Annotated in this window: 23 protein-coding genes; 17 read left to right on the forward strand and 6 right to left on the reverse strand. The window is 63.4% G+C overall.

Annotated features, from left to right (window positions below; all coding sequences use genetic code 11):
• The first annotated feature begins 86 nt into the window (after window positions 1–86).
• The 7 genes from cysS (at window position 87) to rarD (ending at window position 6498) form a co-directional block, all read left to right on the forward strand.
• Complete coding sequence (gene cysS / locus NKI97_RS04090) at window positions 87–1556, forward strand: cysteine--tRNA ligase (protein WP_352448984.1); 1470 nt, start codon at window positions 87–89, stop codon at window positions 1554–1556.
• Window positions 1553–1939 carry a VOC family protein gene (locus NKI97_RS04095; protein ID WP_352448983.1) on the forward strand — a complete coding sequence of 129 codons (387 nt, stop codon included), beginning with the start codon at window positions 1553–1555 and terminating at the stop codon, window positions 1937–1939. The genes cysS and NKI97_RS04095 overlap by 4 nt, the downstream gene beginning before the upstream one ends.
• Window positions 1940–1945: 6 nt before the next feature.
• On the forward strand, window positions 1946–2437 hold the full coding sequence (locus NKI97_RS04100) for a GFA family protein (protein ID WP_023677742.1): 492 nt from the start codon (window positions 1946–1948) through the stop codon (window positions 2435–2437).
• Window positions 2434–2910, forward strand: a complete 477-nt coding sequence (locus NKI97_RS04105) for a GFA family protein (RefSeq protein ID WP_352448982.1) — start codon at window positions 2434–2436, stop codon at window positions 2908–2910. Before NKI97_RS04100 ends, NKI97_RS04105 begins: the two co-directional genes overlap by 4 nt.
• On the forward strand, window positions 2907–3863 hold the full coding sequence (gene pip / locus NKI97_RS04110) for a prolyl aminopeptidase (RefSeq protein WP_352448981.1): 957 nt from the start codon (window positions 2907–2909) through the stop codon (window positions 3861–3863). Before NKI97_RS04105 ends, pip begins: the two co-directional genes overlap by 4 nt.
• Entirely contained in the window at window positions 3860–5482 is a 1623-nt protein-coding gene (cimA, locus tag NKI97_RS04115; RefSeq protein WP_352448980.1) for a citramalate synthase, read from the forward strand. The genes pip and cimA overlap by 4 nt, the downstream gene beginning before the upstream one ends.
• Window positions 5483–5565: 83 nt before the next feature.
• A complete protein-coding gene (rarD, locus tag NKI97_RS04120) occupies window positions 5566–6498 on the forward strand; it encodes an EamA family transporter RarD (RefSeq protein WP_352448979.1) in 933 nt (310 codons plus the stop codon).
• Between the two features lie 55 nt (window positions 6499–6553).
• Here the strand turns inward: rarD and NKI97_RS04125 are convergent, their stop codons facing one another.
• Window positions 6554–6844 (reverse strand): muconolactone Delta-isomerase family protein, encoded by a 291-nt coding sequence (locus NKI97_RS04125; protein ID WP_352448978.1) that lies wholly within the window; start codon window positions 6842–6844, stop codon window positions 6554–6556.
• A gap of 99 nt (window positions 6845–6943) precedes the next feature.
• On the opposite strand from NKI97_RS04125, the gene NKI97_RS04130 reads away from it, so the two are divergent.
• The gene (locus NKI97_RS04130; RefSeq protein WP_352832802.1) at window positions 6944–7849 is read left to right on the forward strand and encodes a LysR substrate-binding domain-containing protein; all 906 of its coding nucleotides are present in this window, start codon (window positions 6944–6946) and stop codon (window positions 7847–7849) included.
• A gap of 66 nt (window positions 7850–7915) precedes the next feature.
• Here the strand turns inward: NKI97_RS04130 and NKI97_RS04135 are convergent, their stop codons facing one another.
• Window positions 7916–8527, reverse strand: coding sequence for an LOG family protein (locus NKI97_RS04135; RefSeq protein WP_352448976.1), 612 nt, complete (start codon window positions 8525–8527; stop codon window positions 7916–7918).
• 114 nt (window positions 8528–8641) lie between these two features.
• On the opposite strand from NKI97_RS04135, the gene NKI97_RS04140 reads away from it, so the two are divergent.
• From NKI97_RS04140 to NKI97_RS04155, 4 genes are all read left to right on the forward strand, one after another.
• Window positions 8642–10147 carry a LysM peptidoglycan-binding domain-containing protein gene (locus tag NKI97_RS04140; RefSeq protein WP_352448975.1) on the forward strand — a complete coding sequence of 502 codons (1506 nt, stop codon included), beginning with the start codon at window positions 8642–8644 and terminating at the stop codon, window positions 10145–10147.
• Window positions 10148–10207: 60 nt separating this feature from the next.
• Window positions 10208–10582: an ArsR/SmtB family transcription factor gene (locus NKI97_RS04145; RefSeq protein ID WP_023677733.1), complete on the forward strand. Its 375-nt coding sequence runs from the start codon at window positions 10208–10210 to the stop codon at window positions 10580–10582.
• 20 nt (window positions 10583–10602) lie between these two features.
• Window positions 10603–12489 carry an ABCB family ABC transporter ATP-binding protein/permease gene (locus NKI97_RS04150; protein WP_352832805.1) on the forward strand — a complete coding sequence of 629 codons (1887 nt, stop codon included), beginning with the start codon at window positions 10603–10605 and terminating at the stop codon, window positions 12487–12489.
• An 89-nt stretch (window positions 12490–12578) separates the two neighbouring features.
• On the forward strand, window positions 12579–12926 hold the full coding sequence (locus tag NKI97_RS04155) for an antibiotic biosynthesis monooxygenase (protein WP_352449213.1): 348 nt from the start codon (window positions 12579–12581) through the stop codon (window positions 12924–12926).
• A gap of 5 nt (window positions 12927–12931) precedes the next feature.
• Here NKI97_RS04155 and NKI97_RS04160 read toward each other — a convergent pair whose 3' ends face one another.
• Window positions 12932–13798, reverse strand: coding sequence for an SMP-30/gluconolactonase/LRE family protein (locus NKI97_RS04160; RefSeq protein WP_352832808.1), 867 nt, complete (start codon window positions 13796–13798; stop codon window positions 12932–12934).
• A 264-nt stretch (window positions 13799–14062) separates the two neighbouring features.
• On the opposite strand from NKI97_RS04160, the gene NKI97_RS04165 reads away from it, so the two are divergent.
• The 3 genes from NKI97_RS04165 to NKI97_RS04175 all read left to right on the forward strand — a co-directional run bounded on the left by NKI97_RS04165 (window position 14063) and on the right by NKI97_RS04175 (window position 16093).
• A complete protein-coding gene (locus NKI97_RS04165; RefSeq protein ID WP_023677729.1) occupies window positions 14063–14761 on the forward strand; it encodes a phosphatidylserine decarboxylase in 699 nt (232 codons plus the stop codon).
• 3 nt (window positions 14762–14764) lie between these two features.
• On the forward strand, window positions 14765–15580 hold the full coding sequence (locus tag NKI97_RS04170) for a CDP-alcohol phosphatidyltransferase family protein (RefSeq protein WP_023677728.1): 816 nt from the start codon (window positions 14765–14767) through the stop codon (window positions 15578–15580).
• Between the two features lie 249 nt (window positions 15581–15829).
• Window positions 15830–16093 carry a hypothetical protein gene (locus tag NKI97_RS04175; RefSeq protein WP_352448973.1) on the forward strand — a complete coding sequence of 88 codons (264 nt, stop codon included), beginning with the start codon at window positions 15830–15832 and terminating at the stop codon, window positions 16091–16093.
• Window positions 16094–16214: 121 nt separating this feature from the next.
• Here the strand turns inward: NKI97_RS04175 and NKI97_RS04180 are convergent, their stop codons facing one another.
• Both NKI97_RS04180 and NKI97_RS04185 read right to left on the reverse strand, forming a co-directional pair.
• A complete protein-coding gene (locus NKI97_RS04180) occupies window positions 16215–18437 on the reverse strand; it encodes an AMP-binding protein (protein ID WP_352448972.1) in 2223 nt (740 codons plus the stop codon).
• A 141-nt stretch (window positions 18438–18578) separates the two neighbouring features.
• The gene (locus NKI97_RS04185) at window positions 18579–18986 is read right to left on the reverse strand and encodes a tautomerase family protein (RefSeq protein WP_352448971.1); all 408 of its coding nucleotides are present in this window, start codon (window positions 18984–18986) and stop codon (window positions 18579–18581) included.
• A 114-nt stretch (window positions 18987–19100) separates the two neighbouring features.
• Here NKI97_RS04185 and NKI97_RS04190 point away from each other — a divergent pair, with 114 nt between their 5' ends.
• A complete protein-coding gene (locus NKI97_RS04190; RefSeq protein ID WP_352448970.1) occupies window positions 19101–19955 on the forward strand; it encodes a LysR substrate-binding domain-containing protein in 855 nt (284 codons plus the stop codon).
• Window positions 19956–20151: 196 nt separating this feature from the next.
• Here the strand turns inward: NKI97_RS04190 and NKI97_RS04195 are convergent, their stop codons facing one another.
• Complete coding sequence (locus NKI97_RS04195) at window positions 20152–21060, reverse strand: DMT family transporter (RefSeq protein WP_502904457.1); 909 nt, start codon at window positions 21058–21060, stop codon at window positions 20152–20154.
• Between the two features lie 323 nt (window positions 21061–21383).
• Here NKI97_RS04195 and NKI97_RS04200 point away from each other — a divergent pair, with 323 nt between their 5' ends.
• Window positions 21384–21890: an OsmC family protein gene (locus NKI97_RS04200; protein WP_352448969.1), complete on the forward strand. Its 507-nt coding sequence runs from the start codon at window positions 21384–21386 to the stop codon at window positions 21888–21890.
• Window positions 21891–21992: the final 102 nt, after the last annotated feature.

The raw sequence follows: 21992 nt of genomic DNA on the forward strand, positions 1-21992 counted from the left end.
CCCCGATTTGCGCCTCGGCGTAACCGACTCCATCCAGAGCACGATCCCAAAAGATCATGCCAAAGTAACGCACCGGGAACGCACGTATGTCTGACGCATCGAAGAGCCTGCGCCTCTACAATACGCTAACGCGGAGCAAGGACGATTTCTTCCCGATCGATCCGCGCAACGTGCGCATGTATGTCTGCGGCCCGACGGTCTACGACTTCGCCCATATCGGCAATGCGAGGCCGGTGATCGTCTTCGACGTGCTGTTCCGTTTGCTGCGCCATCTCTACGGGCAAGCGCACGTCACTTACGTCCGCAACATTACGGACGTCGACGACAAGATAAACACCCGCGCACTGCGCGATTTCGGCGGCGAGATTGCCTCTGGCAGGCTGTCGCTGAACGAAGCGATCAGGCGGGTCACCGAAAAGACCGCCGACCAGTTCCACAAGGACGTTGCGGCGCTCGGTTGCCTGGAACCGACGGTCGAGCCGCGCGCCACCGAGTTCGTCGAGCCCAGGCCCGACGGCAAGGTCGACATGATCTTCTTGATTCAACGCTTGATCGAACGCGGCCATGCCTATGTCGCTGCTGGAGAAGTCCTGTTCGACACCGCTTCCATGCCGGACTACGGGCAGTTGTCGAAGCGCAATCTCGACGAGCAGCAGGCGGGCGCCCGCGTCGCCGTTGATTCGCACAAGAAGAACCCGCAGGATTTCGTGCTGTGGAAATTGTCTTCGCCCGAGGAACCGGGCTGGGACAGCCCGTGGGGCAGGGGTCGGCCCGGCTGGCACATCGAGTGCTCGGCGATGTCGGCCGCCTATCTCGGCGAGGTGTTCGACATCCATGGCGGTGGTATCGACCTGATCTTTCCGCACCACGAGAACGAGATCGCGCAATCGCGTTGCGCCCACGGCACCGAAACGATGGCCAAGATTTGGATGCACAACGGTTTCCTGCAGGTCGAGGGCCAGAAGATGTCCAAGAGCCTGGGCAATTTCTATTCGATCACCGAATTGCTGGAGACGGATACCTTTGGCGGCCGCAAATGGCCGGGCGAGGTGCTCAGGCTGGCGATGCTGATGACGCACTATCGCGAGCCGATCGACTTTTCCGTGCGCAAGCTGGAAGAGGCGGAGAATACGCTGCGCAAATGGAAGCGGGCGGCCGATCTGGCGCCGCCGACGGCAAAGCCGGTGCCGGCGGATGTGATCGAAGCGCTGTCGGATGACCTTGCCACCTACGCCGCATTCCAGTTGCTGACGCAGTTGGCTGGTGATGCTGTTGACTTTAACGCAGGTAGCGGCAACGCAGCCGCCGAAGACAACGATGCTGCCGCTTCACTGAAGGCATCGCTTCTGTTCCTCGGCTTCGACATCGCAACAGCCAAGGTGGATGAAGACGCCATTGCCAAGGCGATCGCCAAACGCCTCGCGCTGATCGCCGGCAAGAACTGGGCCGAGGCCGACCGCATCCGCGACGAGTTGCTGACGCAAGGCATCCAGTTGAAGGACGGCAAGGACCCCGTCACCGGCCAACGCATCACGACCTGGGAGGTAAAAAGATGATCGATCATCTCGGCATCACCGTTTCGGATTTCGACGCGTCGAAGGCTTTTTACGACAAGGCGATGGCGCCGCTCGGCGCCTCGCTGCTCTACATGGTGCCGCAGGAATATACCGGCGGCGCCAAGGTCGGCGGCTACGGCCGCGACCGGCCGGTGTTTTGGCTGCATGCCGGCAAGGACAAGCCGAAGGATCATCAGCATGTCGCCTTCACCGCTCGCAGCCGCGCCGAGGTCGATGCCTTTCACGCCGCGGCGATTGCCGCCGGCGGCAAGGACAATGGCCGGCCGGGCCTGCGCCCGCACTACCATCCGAACTATTATGGCGCCTTTGTTTTCGATCCCGACGGCAACAATGTCGAGGCGGTTTGCCATGCCCCGGAGTAGTGCGCGATGAGCCTCGACAACAGACCGGTCTATACAGGCGGCTGCCAGTGCGGCGCGGTGCGCTTCCGCGTCGAAGGAGCTCTCGGCGATGCTTCCGTATGCCATTGCCGCATGTGCCAGAAGGCGAGCGGCAATTTCTACCTGCCGCTGGTCTCGGTGCGCGGCGCAAGGCTGGACTGGACGCGCGGTGAGCCCAAACGCTTCCGCTCGTCCAACGCGGCTTTGCGCGGTTTCTGCGCCGAATGCGGCACGCCGCTGACCTTCGAAGCGCCCGACGGGGTGGCCCTCGCCATCGCCACATTCGACCACCCCGAGGAGATCGCGCCGACCATCCAATGGGGTGTCGAAGCCAAGCTCCCGTACGTGGATCACGTCCACGAATTGCCAGGTGAGGAAACGATGGCCGACGTCTCGTCGGCCTCCTATCTCGCCGATCTCGTCTCCTACCAACATCCCGACCACGACACCGAACAATGGCCGCCGGAGGAAAAATCATGACCGAAACCGTTCGTACTGGCGGCTGCCAGTGCGGCGCCGTGCGCTTCCGCATCCACGGGGCGCTCGGCCGCCCGTCCATTTGTCATTGCCGCATGTGCCAGAAACAGTTCGGGTCGTTTTTCGGCGCGCTGGTGACAGTGCCGAGCGACGGCGTCGAATGGGTGCGCGAGGAGCCGAGTTACTTTCAGTCGTCGGTCAACATCGATCGCGGCTTCTGCGCCCGCTGCGGCACACCGCTGACCTACCGCCAGCCCGGCGCGCTGGAGATCGCCATCGGCGCCTTCGACGACCGTTCCGATCTGGCGCCGCAGATCCAGGTTAACTACGCCGCCAGGCTGCCTTGGGTCGAGACGATCTTCGACGCGCCGATCCATGACGACCCGGATTTCTACGCGCGACAGGAATCCATCATCTCCTTCCAGCATCCCGATCACGAGACGGCCAACTGGCCGCAGCAGGGCCTGAAATTATGAGCAGCGAATTCCGTACCCTCTATCCCGAGATCGAGGCTTTCGAGTCCGGCATGCTCGACGTTGGCGATGGCCATCAGGTCTATTGGGAGCGCTCCGGCACCAGAGGGGCCAAGCCGGCTGTCTTCCTGCATGGCGGGCCGGGCGGCACCATTTCGCCAAAGCACCGGCGGCTGTTCGATCCGAAGCTGTACGATGTCATCCTGTTCGACCAGCGCGGCTGCGGAAAATCGACGCCCAATGCCTCGCTTGAATGCAACACCACCTGGCACCTGGTCGCCGACATCGAGCGCCTGCGAAAAATGTGCGGCTTCGACAAATGGCTGGTGTTCGGCGGTTCGTGGGGTTCGACGCTGGCGCTGGCCTATGCCGAGACCCACCCCGAGCGGGTCAGCGAACTGGTCGTGCGCGGCATCTACACGCTGACCCGCGCCGAACTCGAATGGTACTACCAGTTCGGCGTGTCGGAGATGTTCCCCGACAAGTGGGAGCGGTTTCTGGCGCCGATCCCGGAGGCCGAGCGCGGCGACATGATGGCCGCCTACCGCAAACGGCTGGTCGGCAGCGATCCTGTGGCGCAGGTCGAGGCCGCCCGCGCCTGGAGCCTGTGGGAGGGCGAGACGATCACGCTGCTGCCGGAACCGGAAACCAGCGGTCCCTTCGGCCAGGATGATTATGCCCTGGCTTTCGCCCGCATCGAGAACCACTATTTCGTCCATGCCGGCTGGCTGGAAGAGGGACAGCTGCTGCGCGATGCATGGAAGCTTAAGGATATCCCGGGTACCATCGTTCACGGCCGCTACGACATGCCGTGCCCGGCGCGCTACGCCTGGGCGCTGCACAAGGCGTGGCCGAAAGCGGATTTCCATCTGATCGAAGGCGCCGGCCACGCCTATTCGGAGCCGGGCATCCTCGACAGGCTGATCCGCGCAACGGACATGTTTGCCGGGAAATGACCATGGCTCGCGAGCGCCTTTATCTGTTCGACACCACGCTGCGCGATGGTCAGCAGACGCCGGGTATCGACTTCTCCGTCGAGGACAAGATCGCCATCGCCAAGCTGCTCGACGAGTTCGGCATCGACTACGTCGAGGGTGGCTACCCCGGCGCCAATCCAACCGACACCGCCTTCTTTGCCGAGCGTCGCACGGCCGATGCCAAGTTCGTTGCCTTTGGCATGACCAAACGGGCAGGAGTGTCGATCTCGAACGATCCTGGGCTTGCCGCGCTGGTACAGTCGAAGTCGGACGCCATCTGCTTCGTCGCCAAGAGTTGGGACTACCATGTCCGCGTCGCGCTCGGCTGCACCAATGAGGAGAACCTCGAGGCGATCAAGGCCTCGGTCGAGGCGGCGCTCACTGCCGGCAAGGAGGCGATGGTCGACTGCGAGCATTTCTTCGACGGCTTCAAGGCCAATCCCGATTATGCGCTGGCCTGCGCCAGGACGGCCTACGATGCCGGCGCGCGCTGGGTGGTGCTGTGCGACACCAATGGCGGCACGCAGCCCTCCGAGGTGCGCGTCATCGTCGAAAAGGTGATCGCCGCTGGCATACCGGGCGACCATCTCGGCATCCACGCCCATGACGACACCGGCCAGGCGGTGGCGAATTCGCTTGCCGCCGTGGAGGCCGGCGTCCGCCAGATCCAGGGCACGCTGAATGGCATCGGCGAGCGCTGCGGCAACGCCAACCTGATCTCGATCGTGCCGACATTGGCGTTGAAGCCGGCCTTTTCGGGCCGCTTTGCTACAGGCATTTCGGCAGAGGCGTTGACCGGTATATCGCGCCTGTCCCGCGCCTTCGACGAGTTGCTGAACCGCGCGCCCGAAGCGCAGGCGCCCTATGTCGGCGCCTCCGCTTTCGCCACCAAGGCCGGCATCCATGCCTCGGCGCTGGCCAAGGAGCCGGCGACCTACGAGCATGTGCCGCCAGAGACTGTCGGCAACCGCCGCCGCGTCATGGTTTCGGACCAGGGTGGCAAGGCCAATTTCCTCGCCGAGCTGAAGCGGCGCGGCATCGACATGCCCCGGGATGACCATCGCCTCGACGCGCTGATCGCCGTGGTCAAGGAACGTGAGGCGGAGGGCTACGCTTACGAAGGCGCCGACGCCAGCTTCGAGCTTCTGGCGCGCAAGATGCTGCATGGCCTGCCGGAATTCTTCCGCGTCACTTCGTTCCGCTGCATGGTCGAGCGCCGCTTCGATGCCAACGGCCAGCTGAAGACGGTCTCGGAGGCGATCGTGAAAGTGCTGGTCGAGGGCGAGGAGAAGATGTCGGTCGCCGAAGGCCATGGCCCGGTCAACGCGCTCGACATTGCGCTGCGCAAGGATCTCGGCAAATTCCAGAGCGAGATCGCCGATCTCGAGCTGGCCGACTTCAAGGTGCGTATCCTCAACGGCGGCACCGAGGCGATCACCCGCGTGCTGATCGAATCGCATGACGGCACCGGCGCGCGCTGGTGGACGGTCGGCGTCTCCGAAAACATCATCGACGCTTCCTTCCAGGCGTTGATGGATTCGATCGTCTACAAGCTGATGAAGAACCGCGACATGGCGGGATTGGCGGCGGCGGAGTAGCGTTGAACCATCAGCGAGACTCCATTGATCCATCAGCAATTTGCGATGGTTTTGGGCAAGCCGCTGGCGCATAGCCTTGGGCCATGACTACCCAAGCACTTCACATCGAGGCCGACACCAAAGCTCGTCGCGGCTTCCTGCTGGCGCTCGGCGCCTACCTGCTTTGGGGGCTGCTGCCCTTCTACATGAAGGCTGTCGCGCATCTGCCGCTGGCCGAAGTCATTGCCCACCGCATCGTCTGGTCGGTGCCGATCGCGGCCGCTGTCCTGGTCTGGGCCGGCCGCACTGCCGATTTCAAAGCGGCAGTTCGTTCGCCGCGCATCATTTCGATGGCGGTGCTGACGGCGGCGCTGATCTCGGTCAACTGGGGCATCTATGTTTGGGCGATCGCGGTCGACCGCACCATCGAGACCGCGCTCGGCTATTACATCAACCCGCTGGTCAGCGTCGTTGTCGGCGCGCTGCTCCTCGGCGAGCGGCTCGACCGCCTGCAGATCGCGGCGGTGGTGCTGGCGACAATCGCGGTCGCGGTGCTGACCATCGACGCCGGCAAGCTGCCCTGGGTGTCGCTGGTGCTGGCCTTTTCCTTTGCCGCCTATGGCTTCTTCCGCAAGACGCTGCCAATCGGCCCGAGCCAGGGCTTCCTGCTTGAAGTGCTGCTGCTGTCGGTGCCGGCACTCGGCTACATCATCGTCCTGATCGCCACAGGACAGGATCATTTCGTCTCCAGCTCGCTGAACGACACCGCGTTGCTGATCGGCTGCGGTCCGGTCACCGCCGTGCCTCTGCTGTTGTTTGCGTTCGGCGCCAGGCTGCTGCGCCTCTCCACCATCGGCATCATGCAATATATCGCGCCGACGATCGTCTTTTTGATCGCGGTGCTGATTTTCGGCGAACCCTTCGGCAGTGTTCAGGCCATAGCCTTCGGGCTGATCTGGGCGGCACTGGCGATGTACTCCTGGTCGATGTTTTCTTCGGCGCGCAAGACCGTTTCCGCATCAGCTCGAGCCGCGTAACGAAGAAAGGCGGCTGGCCGGTCTTAATGCCGGCAGCCGCGTCTTTCACGAGCGCTCAGCGCTTCGGCCCGAAGCCGGGATATGGCTGCAGCGGCACGACGGCGGCAATATCCATCATGCCGGCCTTGACCAGCGGTAAAGTTGCAAGATGGTGGCGCACATCGGCATCGCTGCCGGCTTCGAACATCATGCCGCTGCCGGGAATGTCGCCTCGATTCCAGACCTGACGCACGGCGCCTTCGGCATAGAGCGTGCGGCGCTGCTCGGCCTCGCCAGGCAGCAGCGGCGCGAAATCGGCGTCGGTGAACTTTTCGGTGTTGCGCGCAAGAAGGGCAAAGAACTGCATCGGAATCTCCTGATGTTGGCCGTTGGAATGGCGGAAATATTCGCTTCCCTGGCCAGACAGTCCAAGACTGATTAGGCTAAATTTGAGACCTCACGGGACTTGAGCATCGAAGCAACAATGTTCGACCTGCGCCAGCTCCGCTATTTCATCACGGTGGCCGAAACCGGCAACGTCGGGCGTGCCGCCGAATTGCTGCACATCTCGCAGTCGCCGCTCAGCCGTCAGATCATTCAGCTGGAGGAGCAGCTGGGCGTCGCACTGTTCGAGAGGGCGAGGCAGCGTGTTCATCTCAATGCCGAGGGCCGCGCTTTTCTTGCCGAGGCGCGTGCGCTGCTGGCCCATGCAAAACGGCTGGAGGAGCTCGGCCGCAATCTCGCCAGCGGTACGGTCGGCCGTCTCGCCATCGGTTATGTGGCAGGTGCGGTCCATGCCGGGCTTGTCGCTCGGATGCTGCGCCAGTTTCGCCGCGACCGGCCCGAATTTCATCTTCAACTGAAGGGTCAGCGTTCCGCCGCTCAGATCGAAGCGCTGCGCGAACGATCGCTCGATCTGGGCCTTGTCTACACGCCTCCTTCTGCCGACGATCCCGACATCGCCGCCATGCTCATCATGCGCGAGCCGCTGGTTCTGCCGATGCCGGAAGGCGATCCATTGGCAGAAATCGCGGAGATACTGCCGCAGCAACTGGACGGCCGTACCTGGATCACGGTGGTGCGCCAGCCTGACGACACCAACCGCAGCCAATTTCTCGCCGCCTGTGCGAAGTCCGGTTTCCTGCCCGACATAGCCTATGAGACGACCGATCCGTTGACGTCGTTGGGCTTGGTCAGCTCCGGGCTTGGGCTGGCGACGGTGCAGGCCAGCCTGCGGAGTGCCGCGCCGCCTCAGATCGTGTTTCGCGATCTGCTGTGGTTCGAACGCACCGTCTCGATCCATCTCGCCTGGCGGCGTCAGGACAAGCGTGCGGTCATCGGAGACTTGAGGAAGGCAGTAGGGAAGGAGTGAATAGTGAATAGTGAATAGACAGGCGCCGGTTTGGAAAGTCTTCTACTTCACCATTCACCATTCACTCTACATCTTATCAATCACCGACTGCACGCCCTCCGTCGGTGCATCGACGGAGGATCCTGCCACCATGATAGCGGCGACGATTGCTTCCGGATCCTCGACCACCAGCGGCTTGACCCGTTGCGCCGTGTGGATGAAGCCCTCCGCTGCCATGTGGTCGAGCAACGCCAGCATCGGATCCCAGAACCCTCCGACGTTGCCGAAGACGATCGGCTTGCGGTGATGGCCGAGCTGCGCCCAAGTCATGATCTCGACGATCTCCTCGACGGTGCCGATGCCGCCGGGCAACGCCACAAAGGCGTCGGATTTCTCGAACATCCTGTGCTTGCGCTGGTGCATGTTGTCGGTGATGACGAGCTCGTCGAGCCGGTTAAGCGCGGTTTCGGTCGCCTCCCTGTTGATCAGAAAACGCGGAATTATGCCGGTTACCTTGCCACCGGCCTTTAATGCCCCTTCAGCGACGGCACCCATGATACCTTTAGTGCCGCCGCCATAAATCAGACGCAGGCCGGACTTGGCGATCGAGCGGCCAAGCAGGTGTCCGGCCTTGATATAGGTTTCATCTCGGCCCGGGGACGAGCCGCAATAGACGCAGACAGATCGAATCGTGTTCATGTTATGATTGGTGATAGGGACTATTGGCATGGTCAAGCCCTGGGGCGGGCTTTTTCTTGTCGGCTTTGGTAAAACAGGCTAGACCGAAATTAGGTGGCTAAGGGGCAGGGAAACATGGCAATTAATCCATTGAAGGCGTTTTTGTTCGCGGCTGGCGGCTCTGTCGCCGCGGCGGGAACCGCCTATGTATCGGGCGCGCTCGACCCGTATCTCAATTCTACCCGGCCTGCGGAGGTCGCGGCGCTGACGCCGCCGGCTTCGAAACCGGCCGCTCCGGCGACCGAGGGCCGGCTGCCGCCTGCGCCCGCCGCGTCCACCGATGCCGCAGCGCCCGCCGCGCCGGCAGCAGCAGGTGCAATCGTGCCGACCTTCGACATCGTGCGCGTCGAAAGCAACGGCTCGATCGTCGTCGCCGGCAATTCGGCGCCCAACGCCAAGGTCGAGATTCTCAACGGTTCGGCTGTGCTCGGCTCGACGGTCGCCGGCCCTGACGGCGCCTTTGCCATTATTCTCGACGATCCGCTGAAGCCCGGCGACTACACGATCACACTGCGCTCGACGGCTGGCAATGTCGTGACCGCCTCGGCGCAGACCGCCGTCGTTTCGATCCCCCAGAATTCCACCGGCCAAGTGCTGGCAATGGTCGAGGAGCCGGGCAAGCCGTCCGAACTGCTCACTGTTCCGGCCCCTCAGGCGAAATCTGACGCCTCGCCGCCTGTCGGCGAACAGGCGGCCGTTCAGCCACCCGCAACCGGCACCGAATTGCCGGCTGCCGCAGCGCCGGCGCCAGCCGCCCCGGCGGCTGATGTTCCAGCAGCGTCTGCTCCTGCCGCGCCGGCCGCTGTTGAAGCCGCGCCGGCTCCGGCAGCGCCCGCCACACCGGCAGCGCCCGCTACTTCCGCGGCGGAGCCGAAGATCGTCGTCGAAGCTGTCGAAATCGACGGCAACAAGATTTTCGTTGCCGGCGTCGCCGATCCCGGCCGCAAGGTGCGTGCGTATGCCAACGATATCCTGCTCGGTGACGCGAAGACCTCGCCCGACCGCCACTTCCTGGTCGAAGCGACACGCGACATCCCGGTCGGCACCTACACCATCCACGTCGATGCGCTCGATGCCGACGGCGTGACGGTGGTTGCCCGTGCGGCTGTGCCGTTCGAGCGCGAGCCTGGTGAGGCGGTTGCGGCCGTGGCGCCGGCCGAGCAGAAGCCTGCCGGGATAAAACCAGCCGAGCCGAATGCTCCGGCGACCGAAGGCGCACCGGCAACGGCCACCGAAACGCCCGCAACTGCCCCCACTCCTGCAACCGAGGCCCCGGCCGAAATGGCTGTCGCAACGCCTCCGGGCGAAACTCCCGAGACCGTGGCGCCAAAGCTCGAACATGCCGATGGCGCAGTCATCATCCGCCGCCATGACACGCTGTGGCGGATTTCGCGGCGGGTCTATGGCCAGGGCATGCGCTACTCGACCATCTATCTCGCCAACCAGGACCAGATCAGCAATCCGAACCGCATCTGGCCGGGGCAGGTGTTCAAGGTGCCGGAGAAATCGAAGGAAGGCGAGCCCGCCGATCTCAAGGCAATGGGCGACCAGATGACGACGGCGCCAGTCAAGACCGAGTAGCCGTTCTGCCCATCAGGATAGCTTGCGGCAGCGCCAGTCATCGTTTATCGCCGATGGACGATGACCGAATCCCCCCTCGTAACGGACCGAAGCCGCGCGGCAGATGAACGCGCGCCGGCCAACTGCACGCCGGCCAACTGCACGCCGGATAGCCGCGCTGTCGCTGTCCGGCTCGCGGCCCTTTCGCATCCAGCGCGGATCGAAATTCTCAAACACCTTTCCGCAAGCCGTTCCTGCTGCTGTCGCGAGGTCGTCGAGCATCTCGACCTGGCGCAGTCCACCGTTTCCCAGCATTTGAAGATCCTGGTCGAGGCCGGGCTGATCCGCTTCGAGCCTGACCGCCAGCGCTCGCGCTATGAGCTCGACCGCGCCGCGCTCGCCGATGTTTCGGCATCGCTGGCCGCGCTGGTCGATTCCTGCTGCTCCGGCCGCTAAAATCATAAAGGTAAACAAGAATGGCCGAGAAAACCGTTTCCGCAGATTCCGGCTCGACCTTCAGAACGTTGCGCAATCTCTGGCCCTATATGTGGCCGGCCGACCGCGCCGACCTGAGGGCGCGCGTGGTGTGGGCAACCGTACTGCTGGTTGTCGCCAAGCTGACCCTGGTGGCCGGACCCTATTTCTTCAAATGGGCGACCGACGCACTGGCCGGCGATAGCAAATCGCCGCCGCCGCTGCCCGCCCTGCTGCTGGCGCCGGTCATGCTGGTCGTCGCCTACAATGCCGTGCGGCTGGTGCAGCTCGGCTTCAACCAGTTGCGCGACGCCCTGTTTGCATGGGTCGGCCAGCATGCGGTGCGCCGGCTCGCCTTCCGCACCTTCGTGCACATGCACGAACTGTCGCTGCGCTTCCACCTCGAACGGCGCACCGGCGGACTGTCGCGCGTCATCGAGCGCGGCACCAAGGGCATCGAGACGATCGTCCGCTTCACCATGCTGGCGACGGCGCCGACAATCGTCGAATTCGCGCTCACCGCCGGCATCTTCGCCGTCACCTATGGCTGGCTATACGTCTTGGTGATCGCGGTCACGGTCTGGCTCTATGTCTGGTTCACCGTCAGGGCGAGCGATTGGCGTATTTCGATCCGCCGTGAGATGAACGAAAGCGACAATGAAGCCAGCACGAAGGCGATCGACTCGCTGCTCAACTACGAAACAGTCAAATATTTCAATAACGAAGCCATGGAGGCCGAGCGGTTCGACCGGTCCACGGCGCGCTACGAGTTGGCGGCGACCAGGACCTGGACCTCGCTTGGCTGGCTGAACTTCGGCCAGGGTGTGATCTTCGGTATCGGCATGACCGTCGTCATGGTGATGTCGGCGCTCGAGGTGAAGGCGGGCACACAAAGCGTCGGCGATTTCGTCTTCGTCAACGCCATGCTCATGCAGCTTTCGGTGCCGCTGAATTTCATCGGCATGATCTACCGCGAAATTCGCCAGGGCCTGACCGACATCGAAAACATGTTCGATCTGCTCGACGTCAAGCGTGAGATCGTTGATCGGCCGGGCGCCAAGCCGCTGGTCGTCGATGCCGGCAGGGTCGAGTTCCGCGACGTACATTTTTCCTACGACCCGAACCGCAAGATCCTGAAGGGCATCAGCTTCGAGGTGCCAGCCGGCAAGACGGTGGCCATCGTCGGCCCCTCCGGAGCCGGCAAGTCGACCATTTCGCGGCTTTTGTTTCGCTTCTACGACATCCAGCGCGGCAAGATTCTGATCGACGGCCAGGACATTCGCGACGTGACGCAGGAGAGCTTGCGCGCCGCCATCGGCATGGTGCCGCAGGACACGGTGCTGTTCAACGACACCATCGCCTACAACATCCGCTACGGCCGCGTCGGCGCCAGCGAGGAGGATGTGCGCAAGGCGGCAGAACTGGCCCAGATCGGACCGTTCATCGAGCGGCTGCCCGACGGCTATCGCTCAATGGTCGGCGAGCGCGGATTAAAACTGTCCGGCGGCGAGAAGCAGCGGGTGGCGATTGCCCGCACCATTTTGAAGGCACCGCCGATCCTGATGCTCGACGAGGCGACCTCGGCACTGGACAGCCACACCGAGCAGGAGATCCAGGCGGCACTCGACCTGGTCAGCCAGGGCCGCACCACCCTCGTCATCGCCCATCGGCTGTCCACAGTGATTTCGGCCGACGAGATCATCGTCCTGCAGGATGGCCAGATCGCCGAGCGCGGCACCCATGTCGCCTTGATAGCCAAGCGCGGCCTTTATGCATCGATGTGGGACCGCCAGCGCGAGGCAAGCGAGGCCGAGGAGCGGCTGCGCATTGCCCGCGAAAGCGACGAGTTCGGCGTCGTCGTCCGCCGCCGCACCTCGGAGGTGAGCTGAAAATTCGTGCTTGACCTCAACTTAAGTTGAGATCGTAGGCCGTTTTGGATCGCAGCAAGATGCGTCGTTCAAAAACGGAGACAATCGATATGAATGGGATAAATCAGGCAGTTAGTGGCGGCAGTGTATTCCGGGTGGACAAGTTTGTCGTTCCGGCCAACGCCCGCGAGGAGATTCTTGCCAAGGTCCGGATGACGCATGATTTGCTGCGCCAGCAGCAAGGGTTCGTCCAGGATTTCCTGCTCGAGCAATTCTCGGGGCCGGGCGAGTTCAACCTCGTGACTATTGTCGAATGGGAAGGGCAGGCCGCCGTCGACAAGGTCGTGCCGATCATCAAGGCTGCGCATGAGCGCATCGGCTTCAATCCTCAGGAGACCATTTCGCGACTTGGCGTCAAGGCCGATATTGCCAACTATCAGCGGATTCCCGGGATGTAAGCTCTCTACGGCCAGCCGGCGCCCGGCGCAGTAGCGTCGACGCTGAGCACTTGGCCGGTACGGGCATCGCTGATCATATGTTCGAAGCCGCGCCATTCGGCTGCGACGATGAACAGCGTTTTTCCCTCGCTGCCGCCGAGCATGCAGGCAAAGCAGCCGCGGTCGACATCGACACTTTCGAGCATCGCGCCGCCCTCGCGCACCCGCACGCAATGCCGGTTCGGAACGTCGGCATACCAGGCCGCACCTTCGGCATCGAGGCAGATGCCATCGGGAAAACCGTTGCCGAGATCGGCCCAGACCCTGCGGTTGGAAAGGCCACCATCGGCAGCGATGTCGAAGGCGGTCAGCCGGTTGGCGTGGGACTCGGCAACGATCAGCGTCTTGTTGTCAGGCGTCACCGCCATGCCATTGGCGAAGGCGAGGTTCTCAGCCACCTGCTGAACCGAGCCGTCAGGCGCGACCAGCACGATGGCGCCGGGGCCGAAATGCTGGCCGGGACCCGGAGCAGGCCCACCACCATTGACATAGATGTTGCCGCGTCCATCGAAGACGATCTCGTTCCACGGGCTCTTCGACAGGTGTCTCAAATCGGCATGGGTGACCAGCCTCCCGTCTGCCTCCTGCCTGAGGATCAGCCCTTCGCAGCCGGAGACGACAAGCAGGCGCCCGTCCGGCAGCCAGTCAATGGAATAGGGCAGGATGGCCGGCACGGTGAGCGCGATCTCGCTGTTGCCTAGGGCGTCAACGGCGATGATCTGGCCTGTGCCCCAGTTGCAGAACCACAGCCGGCCATCGTGCCAGCGCGGTGACTCGCCGAAGGCCAAGCCGTTCATCACCACTTGCACTTGCCTAGCTGCTGATTTCTGCATGGGCCGAGAACCTCCGGGTTTGCGCAAATCGTCATGGCCGAAAGGCCGATGAGAGGCGCTGTCTTGCCAAGGACGGGCGAGAGTGCTGCGTTCCGACAATCGCAATGAACATTTCCGGTTGATCGCTTCGGCAGTCCGGATGCTGCTAACGGCATCCTGAAACGGCGGCGACCGCCACCCCACGAGCGCTCTCATTGTCGCGTTGCGACCGCGGGGTGTTTCCGCTATTGAGGCCGGACTTGGAACCAAGGTTGCCCTCATCCCATGAGCCTCGTTGACACGATCAAGAATGCGTTCGTTCCGATCCATCGCGAGGGTTATCCCTTTATCGCTGCATTCGGCGCGGCGACGCTCTTTCTTGGCTACTTCTCCTCGACCCTGTTCTGGATCGGTCTCATCCTGACGGCCTGGTGCGCCTATTTCTTCCGCGATCCCGAGCGTGTCACGCCGATCGACGACCGGTTGGTTGTCAGCCCGGCCGACGGCATCGTTTCGGCGGTTGGCCCGGCCGTGCCGCCGCGCGAGCTTGGCCTCGGCGGCGGCGAAATGACCCGCATCTCGGTATTCATGAACGTCTTTTCCTGCCACGTTAACCGCTCTCCGGTGCGTGGCCGCATTTCCAGGATCGAGCATCGGCCAGGAAAATTCCTCAATGCCGAACTCGACAAGGCAAGCACCGAGAACGAGCGCAACGGGCTGGTCATCGAAAGCCCCAATGGAACGGTCGCCGCGGTGCAGATCGCCGGCCTGGTGGCGCGGCGCATCGTCTGCTGGGCCGAGCCCGGCGGCGCCATCGGCACCGGCGAGCGTTTCGGGCTGATCCGCTTCGGCTCGCGCGTCGATGTATTCCTGCCCTCGACCGCGACGCCGCGTGTCGCCGTCGGCCAGACCGCGGTTGGCGGTGAGACGGTGCTGGCGGAATTCGGCGGCGTTGCCGCAACGCCGCTCGTGCGGATCTCCTGACCGGTGGCGCCGCCGTTCAAGAAATTCGAGGCGCATGGCGGCGGTGGCCCGCGCATTCGCGAAATCCCGATGCGCATGGTGCTGCCCAATCTGGTCACGGTGCTCGCCATCTGCGCCGGACTGTCCGGTATTCGCTTCGGCTTCGAGGGCCGCTTCGAGCCAGCGGTGGTGATGGTGCTGCTCGCGGCCTTCCTCGATGGTATCGACGGCCGTCTGGCGCGAATGCTGAAGGCGACTTCCAAATTCGGCGCCCAGATGGATTCGCTGGCCGATATCGTCAATTTCGGCGTGGCACCGGCGCTCGTGCTCTATGCCTTTCTGCTCGACAGGGCAGGTTCGCCGGGCTGGATCGCCGCGCTGCTGTTCACAATCGCCTGTGGGATGAGGCTTGCCCGTTTCAACGTGCTCGACGAAGAGCTCGACCGTCCGCAGTGGCAGACCGAATATTTCGTCGGCGTGCCGGCGCCGGCGGGTGCGGTGCTTGTGATGCTGCCGCTCTATCTGTTCTTCCTCAGGCTTGGGCTTGAACCCAGCCGCCTGGCAGCCTTCATTGCCACCGGCTTTACAATATTGGTGGCGTTCCTGCTGGTCAGCAGACTGCCCGTCTATTCCGGCAAGAGCGTCAGGATACCGGGCGACAGGGTGCTGCCGATCATCCTCGCAGTCGTCCTCTACGTCCTGCTTTTGATGACCTATCCCTGGTATACACTGACGGCCTCGGTTGCCGGCTATCTGGTCTTCTTGCCGTTCAGCGTGCGGGCCTATTCGAGACGCGCCAAGCGCGAAGGCGAGAAGGTGCCGTCCTCGGATATTGGCTGACGGATTTGGTGCCAGTTCGCGTTGCGCCTGGCAGTGCACGATTCCGAAAAGCGTCGTCCGTTTAGAATCAGGACCGGCTCACACAGCGCGCGGCGCTGTGGAACGCACCTCAAAAACCCCGTTTTCGGAACTTGCTGGGCGGCTAGACCGTTTGTGTTGGTAGGTCCGCTTGAGCGGCTGCTTGTGATACGTCGTCAACGTAGCGCAAGCTGCCGCATCGGACGCAGAACCATCGGAAAACGAGGAGAAATGGCTGTCATCCTCATCGGCGCGTTACTGACTGTCACCGGCCTCGTCTATATGGCGGTTGCGGCCATCATGCGCGGGCGGCTTAGTGAGCCGGCCGCTGTCTCCACCGCGCCGGATAGTCCGACGCCTAATCTCGCAACACCAGGTCCGACCCTGGAGCCGCGGCGGCGCGGGCTCCGTTTTCTCGGCCTGTCGCAGAACTGGCCGGGCCTGCTGATGATGGGCGTCGGCGCCATTCTGCTGTTGTCGGTGGTGGTCTTCTAATGCATTCGCGCAAAAGTGTGCAGCGGTTTTGCGATAACGGCATGCATAAAAGCAAGAATCTAAAGCGCGTCGCACAAGGCCGGTCGAACGCGACGCGCTTTAGAGTTCTCGACAGCAAACCTCAGGCGGCTGCGCTCAGTCCCAGCCTCTCGAGCGCCAGCTTTTTAGTCGAGACATAGTCGGTCTTGCCGGAGCCCAGTACAGGGATCTCCTCGACCTTGACGATGTCGTTCGGCACCATCAGTTCGGCCGCGCCGGCTTTTTTGCCGAATTCGCGCAATTCGTCGGGGTCGGCATTGTCGGCGGTGGTGACCAGAACGAGGCGCTCGCCGCGCCGCTTGTCCGGCACTGCCACCACGGCGTGATGCTCTTCCGGCCACAGCGACTGCACCAGCATCTCGACCGCACCAAGCGATACCATCTCGCCGGCTATCTTGGCGAAGCGCTTGGCGCGGCCGCGAATGGTGATGAAGCCTTCGCGATCGACCGAAACGATATCGCCGGTGTCGTGCCAGCCTTCGAGCGGCTGCAACTCGCCAGGCCGGTCGCCGGTCATGTAGCCCATCATCAGGTTCGGCCCGTCGAGCCACAGCCGGCCGGCGTCGCTGATGCCTTCGACCGGTTCGAGTTTCATGCGCATGGCCGGCAGCAGCCGCCCGACCGTTCCGTCGCGGCCGTGGATGGCGGTGTTGACGGCAACCACTGGTGCGGCCTCGGTCAAGCCAAAACCTTCGATGATCTCAGCCTGGAAGCGCTCGCGGTAAACCCGGCGCGTCTCCGGCTTCACCGCCTCGGCACCGGCCACGACGAAGCGCAGGCTGGAAAAATCGCCGTCCTTGGCGGTGCGGGCATAGTTGGCGAGGAACGTGTCGGTGCCGAACATCACCGTCGGCCGGACCTTGCGCGCCACCTCCGGAATAAGTTTGTAGTGGAGCGGTGACGGGTAGAGGAACAGCTTTGCTCCGGTGACCAGCGGCAGGATGGTGCCGCCGGTCAGCCCGAACGAGTGGAACACCGGCAGCACGTTGAGCAGGATATCGGCCGGCGAGATGGTGATGCGAGCTTCCGCCTGCATCGCATTGGCAAGAAGGTTCCGGTGCGACAGCACCACGGCCTTGGGCGTGCCTTCCGAGCCGGAGGTGAACAGGATCACCGCCGGCTTGGCTGCGTCCTGGCGCTGCAACGGCCAGCGCCACAGCAAGCCGGCTGCGGCCTTGTCCAGCACGGTCACGCTTGCGCGGACATCCTCCAGCCACAGCAGTTTCGCCCCGCCCTTTTCCACCGCCTCGACGATGTCGGCGAGGTTGGCCTTTTCGACAAAGGCGCGTGAGGAGACCACGGTTCGGATCATCGCCGTGCGGACGGCGGCGGTGACGCTGGCCGGGCCGGCGGTATAGTTGATCATTGCTGCCACCCGCGCAGCCGACAAAAGTCCGACGAACGACAGCACGACGCCATTGGCGTTGGGCAGGAGCAGCCCAACCGCTTCGCCCGGCGCTGTTATTGCCTCGAACCGTCGGCCCAAAACCCTGGCGCCGATGAACACTTTCCGGTAGCTCAGGGCACCGCTAATGACGTCCTCGATTATTGGGTGCGAAGCGCCAACACGGTCGGCCGCATCGCGCATGGCGAGGAACAGCCCTCGGTCGAGATCACTGCCGAAAAGCCTGGCCTCGGCGAAGCGATCAAACAGCGCATTGGTGTTGGAGGCCTGATCTGGGTTCCGCGCCACCAGCTCGGCGATGGTCATCGGCTCCAGCGCGCTGATCGACAGCTGCGGAAACCAATGGCGCGGCGCCTTGTCCGCCGGCGTCAGCGAGGCCGGCAGGCTGCGTGCGCCGGCAACGAAGACCGGCACGATACGGGCGTCGGCCTGCATGGCGATACGGGTGATGGCGCGAAACAACCGAAACGACTTGACGTCTGGCTCGACCGCATCCGGCAGGTAAACGGCGAGCCGGCCCTTGCCCTTCAGCACCCGCACCAATCTGCGGCTGACGAAGACATGCTCGGCGTTGAAGGCGATGGTGCGGCCGAGCTCGCGCCACGGCTCCAGCCACGGCGATCTGGCCGAAGCCTGGTCGAGGATGTGCAGCGTGTCCTCCGGCAGCAGCGACAGCATCAGCGCCGGCTCGATGCGTGACTGATGCCAGATGACATAGATGACCGGGGCCACCGACCTGCGCGCAATCTTGATGCGCTCGTCGCTGATCCGGTAGGCGAGCTTGAACGGCACGTAGAGCAGCGCCTGGCTCAAACGCAGGCCGAGGCGGAACTTCTCCACCACGCCGATCAGCAGCCAGGCCGCGACAAGACCCGCAAGCAGCGCCAGTGTCAGGATCATCGCCGCATCTCCCAACGATCTCACGTCGCGGCTCTTCAGTGGCCGCTTCGGGTGAGAACCTAGCCGAAGTTGGATCAACGTCAATGCGGCTCCATTTTTCCTTCTCTCCTATGTTTGATTCGGCTCGGCTGCCTATCGCAGCTACGCCGCTTTCATCCTTCCGCTGATGAAGCGGAATTCCTGCGTCTTGCCGCCAAAGCCATAGGCGGCTGCAGGCACTTCATGCACGAGGGCGTAGCTTTCCTCATGCACCTTACCCAGCAGCCGGCCGAATGCCGCGAAAATTGCCTGCAGATACGCCTCCAGTTCGAGCTTGGTGTTGGTGCCGTCGACAACCTTGATGTCGAGCCAGGCCGTGTTCGTGCCATGCACGGCCAGCGACTTGCCGCCGGCGAACCAGTGCTCGGGGTCGTGATAGGAAATGGCAACAGCTGTGATCGTCGCGTCCTTGCGCAGATGCGTGGCCGTCAGTTCGGTCACTTCCTTGGCAATGGCGGCGGACAAAGCGGCATCGGGCTTGCCGGTAACGCTGACATTGATGATCGGCATATTTCTTCTCCTCGGTTTCAAGCGGCGCCTCTTCGCCGTCGAGAAAATCATGCCATCGTCCTTTGATCAAAAAAATCGAATTGTTTTTGATAAACACTTTGATAGTATCGAATTGTGCAGATGTTCGATCCCGACCTCCTCAAGACTTTCCTCGCTTTCGTCGATGGCGGTTCCCTGGCGCGGGCCGCGTCGATCGTCGGTCGCTCGCCGTCCGCAGTGACCGCGCAGATGCAGCGGCTGGAGGATGTTGTCGGCGAACCGCTGCTGGTGCCGCAGGGGCGAGGGCGCGGCCTGACGCCGGCAGGCGAGGATCTGATCGTTCACGCGCGTCGCATCCTTGCCGCGCACCGCGAGGCGTGGCTGGCCCTCAAAGGCGCGCACGCCGACGGGCGCGTCGCCATCGGCACCACGCAGGATTTCGCCGACAGCGGCTTGCCGCAGCTTCTCAGGGCTTTTGCTGTCAGCCATCCGCGCGTCAGGATCGAACTGCGCGTCGGCCGTTCCGCCGAACTGGCGCAGGCTTTGCAGGCCGGCACCCTTGATCTGGCCATTGCCATGCGGCAGGTGCCGACACGGGACGAGGTCGGTGTGCTCAAGGAACCAATGATCTGGCTTTGCTCACAGAACGGGCTGGCCACCCGCCACGACGAACTGCCCTTGGCGCTGCTCGATCCCCATTGCGGGTTTCGCGAAGCGGCGACCAGTGCACTCGATGCGGCCGGCCGTCGCTACCGCATTGCTGCCGGCAGTGCCAGCCTTGCCGGCCTGCGCACGGCGGTGCACGCCGGCATCGCCTTGACGTTGAGGACGGCGCGCTTCGCTCATTCCGGCATCGTCGAGGCGCCGCGCGATCTTGATCTGCCACCGGTGCCGGTCGCCGAATTCGCCGTCCGCTTGCGTGAGGATGCCGACCGGCCGGCGCAGGATCTGGCCGCGTTGTTCAGCGGCAACCTGGCCTTGGTCAATTGAGCCAGCAAAGAAAAAGCCGACCTTGCGGTCGGCTTCTGAGTAGGACGGGCCGAGGGGTTTGGGGGGACTTGGGGTGGCCCGTCGCAGCCATAATGCCTGAGCCCTATGATGGTTCCATGACTTTTCAAATTAATTTTCAGGACCGGATTTCTCGTGATCGGACCACCAACTCGCGCTCGGACGCGGCGAGGATTGGTCATGCATCCGCTGCGCGCTGCCTGGCCATCAGCCAGTCGCGGCCGGCGTGAGCGAACACCGCGCAAAGCACGATGGCGCCACCGACCATGCTGGCTGCCGGCGGGATCTCCGCCAGGAACAGGAAGGCAAACAGGATCGCGAATGGCACTTCAGCTGAACCCAGCAATCCGGACTCGGCCGCCGGAATAAGCCGGGTGCCCTCCGTCCACAGGATCGAAGCCAGCGCGAACGAGGCGCCGAAGGTGGCTAGAAGCACAGCGTCCCTGGCCGAGACAGCCAGCGGATCGGCGACGAACCAGCCGAGCACGAACAGAAGGAATGCCGACACCGCACCCGCCCACACCACCGGCGTGTCGCGGAAGGCGCGCACCATGATCATGTAGAGCGCGCTGCCGATCGTCATCAGCAGCGCCAGCCCGTCGCCGAACAAATGGCCGGTGCCGAAGCCGGACCAGACCATGATTGCCACACCGCATAGTGACACAGCAGCGGCGGCAAGCGTCTGCAGCCGGAACGGCTCGCGGACCAACAGGAGGGCCAGCAGCGCGGTGACGAACGGGGCCGTGGCATAGATGATCGCGACATTGGCGACAAAGGTGAACTTGAACGCCGAGATAAAGGCGATGCTCGCGAGCGCGCCCTCGATCGCCAGCAGCCAGCCTCGCCAGCCGAGCCGCAAGCTGTCGCGACCGCCGGAGCGCTGGCGGCGCCATAGGACATAGAGGCTGATCAGGATCGAGCCGACGAAGCCGCGCCAGCAGGTAATGGTCAGCGGGTCGGCATGGATCGATTTGGTCAGCACGCCGGTGAGGCCGAAGACGGCCGCCGATGCCGAGACCAGGATGATGCCGAGGGTACGCTCGCGGGCGCTTCCCACTGTGCATGGCATGTCCAGCGATCCCGTCATCTCACCAGCCTACGCTGCCCCTTCCTGACACACCATAGTGTCAGCTTGAGGCGTCCTGCATCGAAAACAGCAGGTAGGCAGCCCCGGTGAACAGGATTCCGGCAAGAACCCGTTCGCGGGTTTCCACGATGGCGATGTCGGCCATATGTCCGGCGGCCTTACGAATGTGTTGCGAGAGACGGTGTGAAGGCGTTGGATGCTCCCCGTATCGTCAGGCTATACGGGCGAAACCCTGCCAAGCGCTACGCCAGTGGAGACTTGCGTTTGGGCAGACGGCATCGCCGTTAGGCGGCGAAGCCAGGCAACTATGGGAGAGAAACGAAATGGACGCGATCGCATTGAAGGCCATGCAGGCGCCGCTGAAGGTGGCCTATCGCGACGACGCCTCGCGCGCGCTGATTACTCTCCGCGCCAAAGGCTCGATCGACGACCAATCGATCGCCTGCAAGGTCGAGACAGGCAGGGCGATCGCCATTGCCGGGCTGCATCCGGCGACCGGCGGCACCGGGCTCGAACTCTGCTCCGGCGACATGCTGCTGGAGGCACTGGTGGCTTGCGCCGGCGTCACGCTGAAGGCGGTGGCCACGGCGCTGGAATTCAAGCTTGGGGCCGCCACGGTGGAGGCCGAAGGCGACCTAGACTTTCGCGGCACGCTTGGCGTGGCAAAGGATGCGCCGGTTGGCTTCCGCGCCATCCGGCTGACATTTGGCCTCGACACCGACGAGCCGCAGGAGCGCATCGATGCGCTGCTCAAGCTGACCGAGCGCTACTGCGTCGTGTTCCAGACCATCAGCCAGAAGCCGGAGCTGACGGTAAGCGCGCGACGCTGACGATCTCCCCCCTTGAGGGGCAGGGGAATCGCATATGGCGATTTTGGGGTTGAGTTTAGGCTGAGAAAGGATTCTTTGGAGAGGCAGTTGAGCGAAGGAGCG

It is taken from the genome of Mesorhizobium sp. M0296 (assembly GCF_040321675.1).
Lineage (GTDB): Bacteria > Pseudomonadota > Alphaproteobacteria > Rhizobiales > Rhizobiaceae > Mesorhizobium.

Bases quoted from the DNA above. Each gene is read 5' to 3' on its own strand.
- NKI97_RS04095 (WP_352448983.1), top strand. From the start codon at position 1,553: ATGATCGATCATCTCGGCATCACCGTTTCGGATTTCGACGCGTCGAAG.
- NKI97_RS04140 (WP_352448975.1), top strand. From the start codon at position 8,642: ATGGCAATTAATCCATTGAAGGCGTTTTTGTTCGCGGCTGGCGGCTCT.
- NKI97_RS04160 (WP_352832808.1), bottom strand. From the start codon at position 13,798: ATGCAGAAATCAGCAGCTAGGCAAGTGCAAGTGGTGATGAACGGCTTG.
- NKI97_RS04175 (WP_352448973.1), top strand. From the start codon at position 15,830: ATGGCTGTCATCCTCATCGGCGCGTTACTGACTGTCACCGGCCTCGTC.
- NKI97_RS04195 (WP_502904457.1), bottom strand. From the start codon at position 21,060: ATGACGGGATCGCTGGACATGCCATGCACAGTGGGAAGCGCCCGCGAG.
- NKI97_RS04150 (WP_352832805.1), top strand. From the start codon at position 10,603: ATGGCCGAGAAAACCGTTTCCGCAGATTCCGGCTCGACCTTCAGAACG.
- cysS (WP_352448984.1), top strand. From the start codon at position 87: ATGTCTGACGCATCGAAGAGCCTGCGCCTCTACAATACGCTAACGCGG.
- rarD (WP_352448979.1), top strand. From the start codon at position 5,566: ATGACTACCCAAGCACTTCACATCGAGGCCGACACCAAAGCTCGTCGC.
- NKI97_RS04125 (WP_352448978.1), bottom strand. From the start codon at position 6,844: ATGCAGTTCTTTGCCCTTCTTGCGCGCAACACCGAAAAGTTCACCGAC.
- NKI97_RS04200 (WP_352448969.1), top strand. From the start codon at position 21,384: ATGGACGCGATCGCATTGAAGGCCATGCAGGCGCCGCTGAAGGTGGCC.
- NKI97_RS04165 (WP_023677729.1), top strand. From the start codon at position 14,063: ATGAGCCTCGTTGACACGATCAAGAATGCGTTCGTTCCGATCCATCGC.
- pip (WP_352448981.1), top strand. From the start codon at position 2,907: ATGAGCAGCGAATTCCGTACCCTCTATCCCGAGATCGAGGCTTTCGAG.
- NKI97_RS04100 (WP_023677742.1), top strand. From the start codon at position 1,946: ATGAGCCTCGACAACAGACCGGTCTATACAGGCGGCTGCCAGTGCGGC.
- NKI97_RS04185 (WP_352448971.1), bottom strand. From the start codon at position 18,986: ATGCCGATCATCAATGTCAGCGTTACCGGCAAGCCCGATGCCGCTTTG.
- NKI97_RS04145 (WP_023677733.1), top strand. From the start codon at position 10,208: ATGACCGAATCCCCCCTCGTAACGGACCGAAGCCGCGCGGCAGATGAA.
- cimA (WP_352448980.1), top strand. From the start codon at position 3,860: ATGACCATGGCTCGCGAGCGCCTTTATCTGTTCGACACCACGCTGCGC.
- NKI97_RS04155 (WP_352449213.1), top strand. From the start codon at position 12,579: ATGAATGGGATAAATCAGGCAGTTAGTGGCGGCAGTGTATTCCGGGTG.
- NKI97_RS04105 (WP_352448982.1), top strand. From the start codon at position 2,434: ATGACCGAAACCGTTCGTACTGGCGGCTGCCAGTGCGGCGCCGTGCGC.
- NKI97_RS04135 (WP_352448976.1), bottom strand. From the start codon at position 8,527: ATGAACACGATTCGATCTGTCTGCGTCTATTGCGGCTCGTCCCCGGGC.
- NKI97_RS04180 (WP_352448972.1), bottom strand. From the start codon at position 18,437: ATGATCCTGACACTGGCGCTGCTTGCGGGTCTTGTCGCGGCCTGGCTG.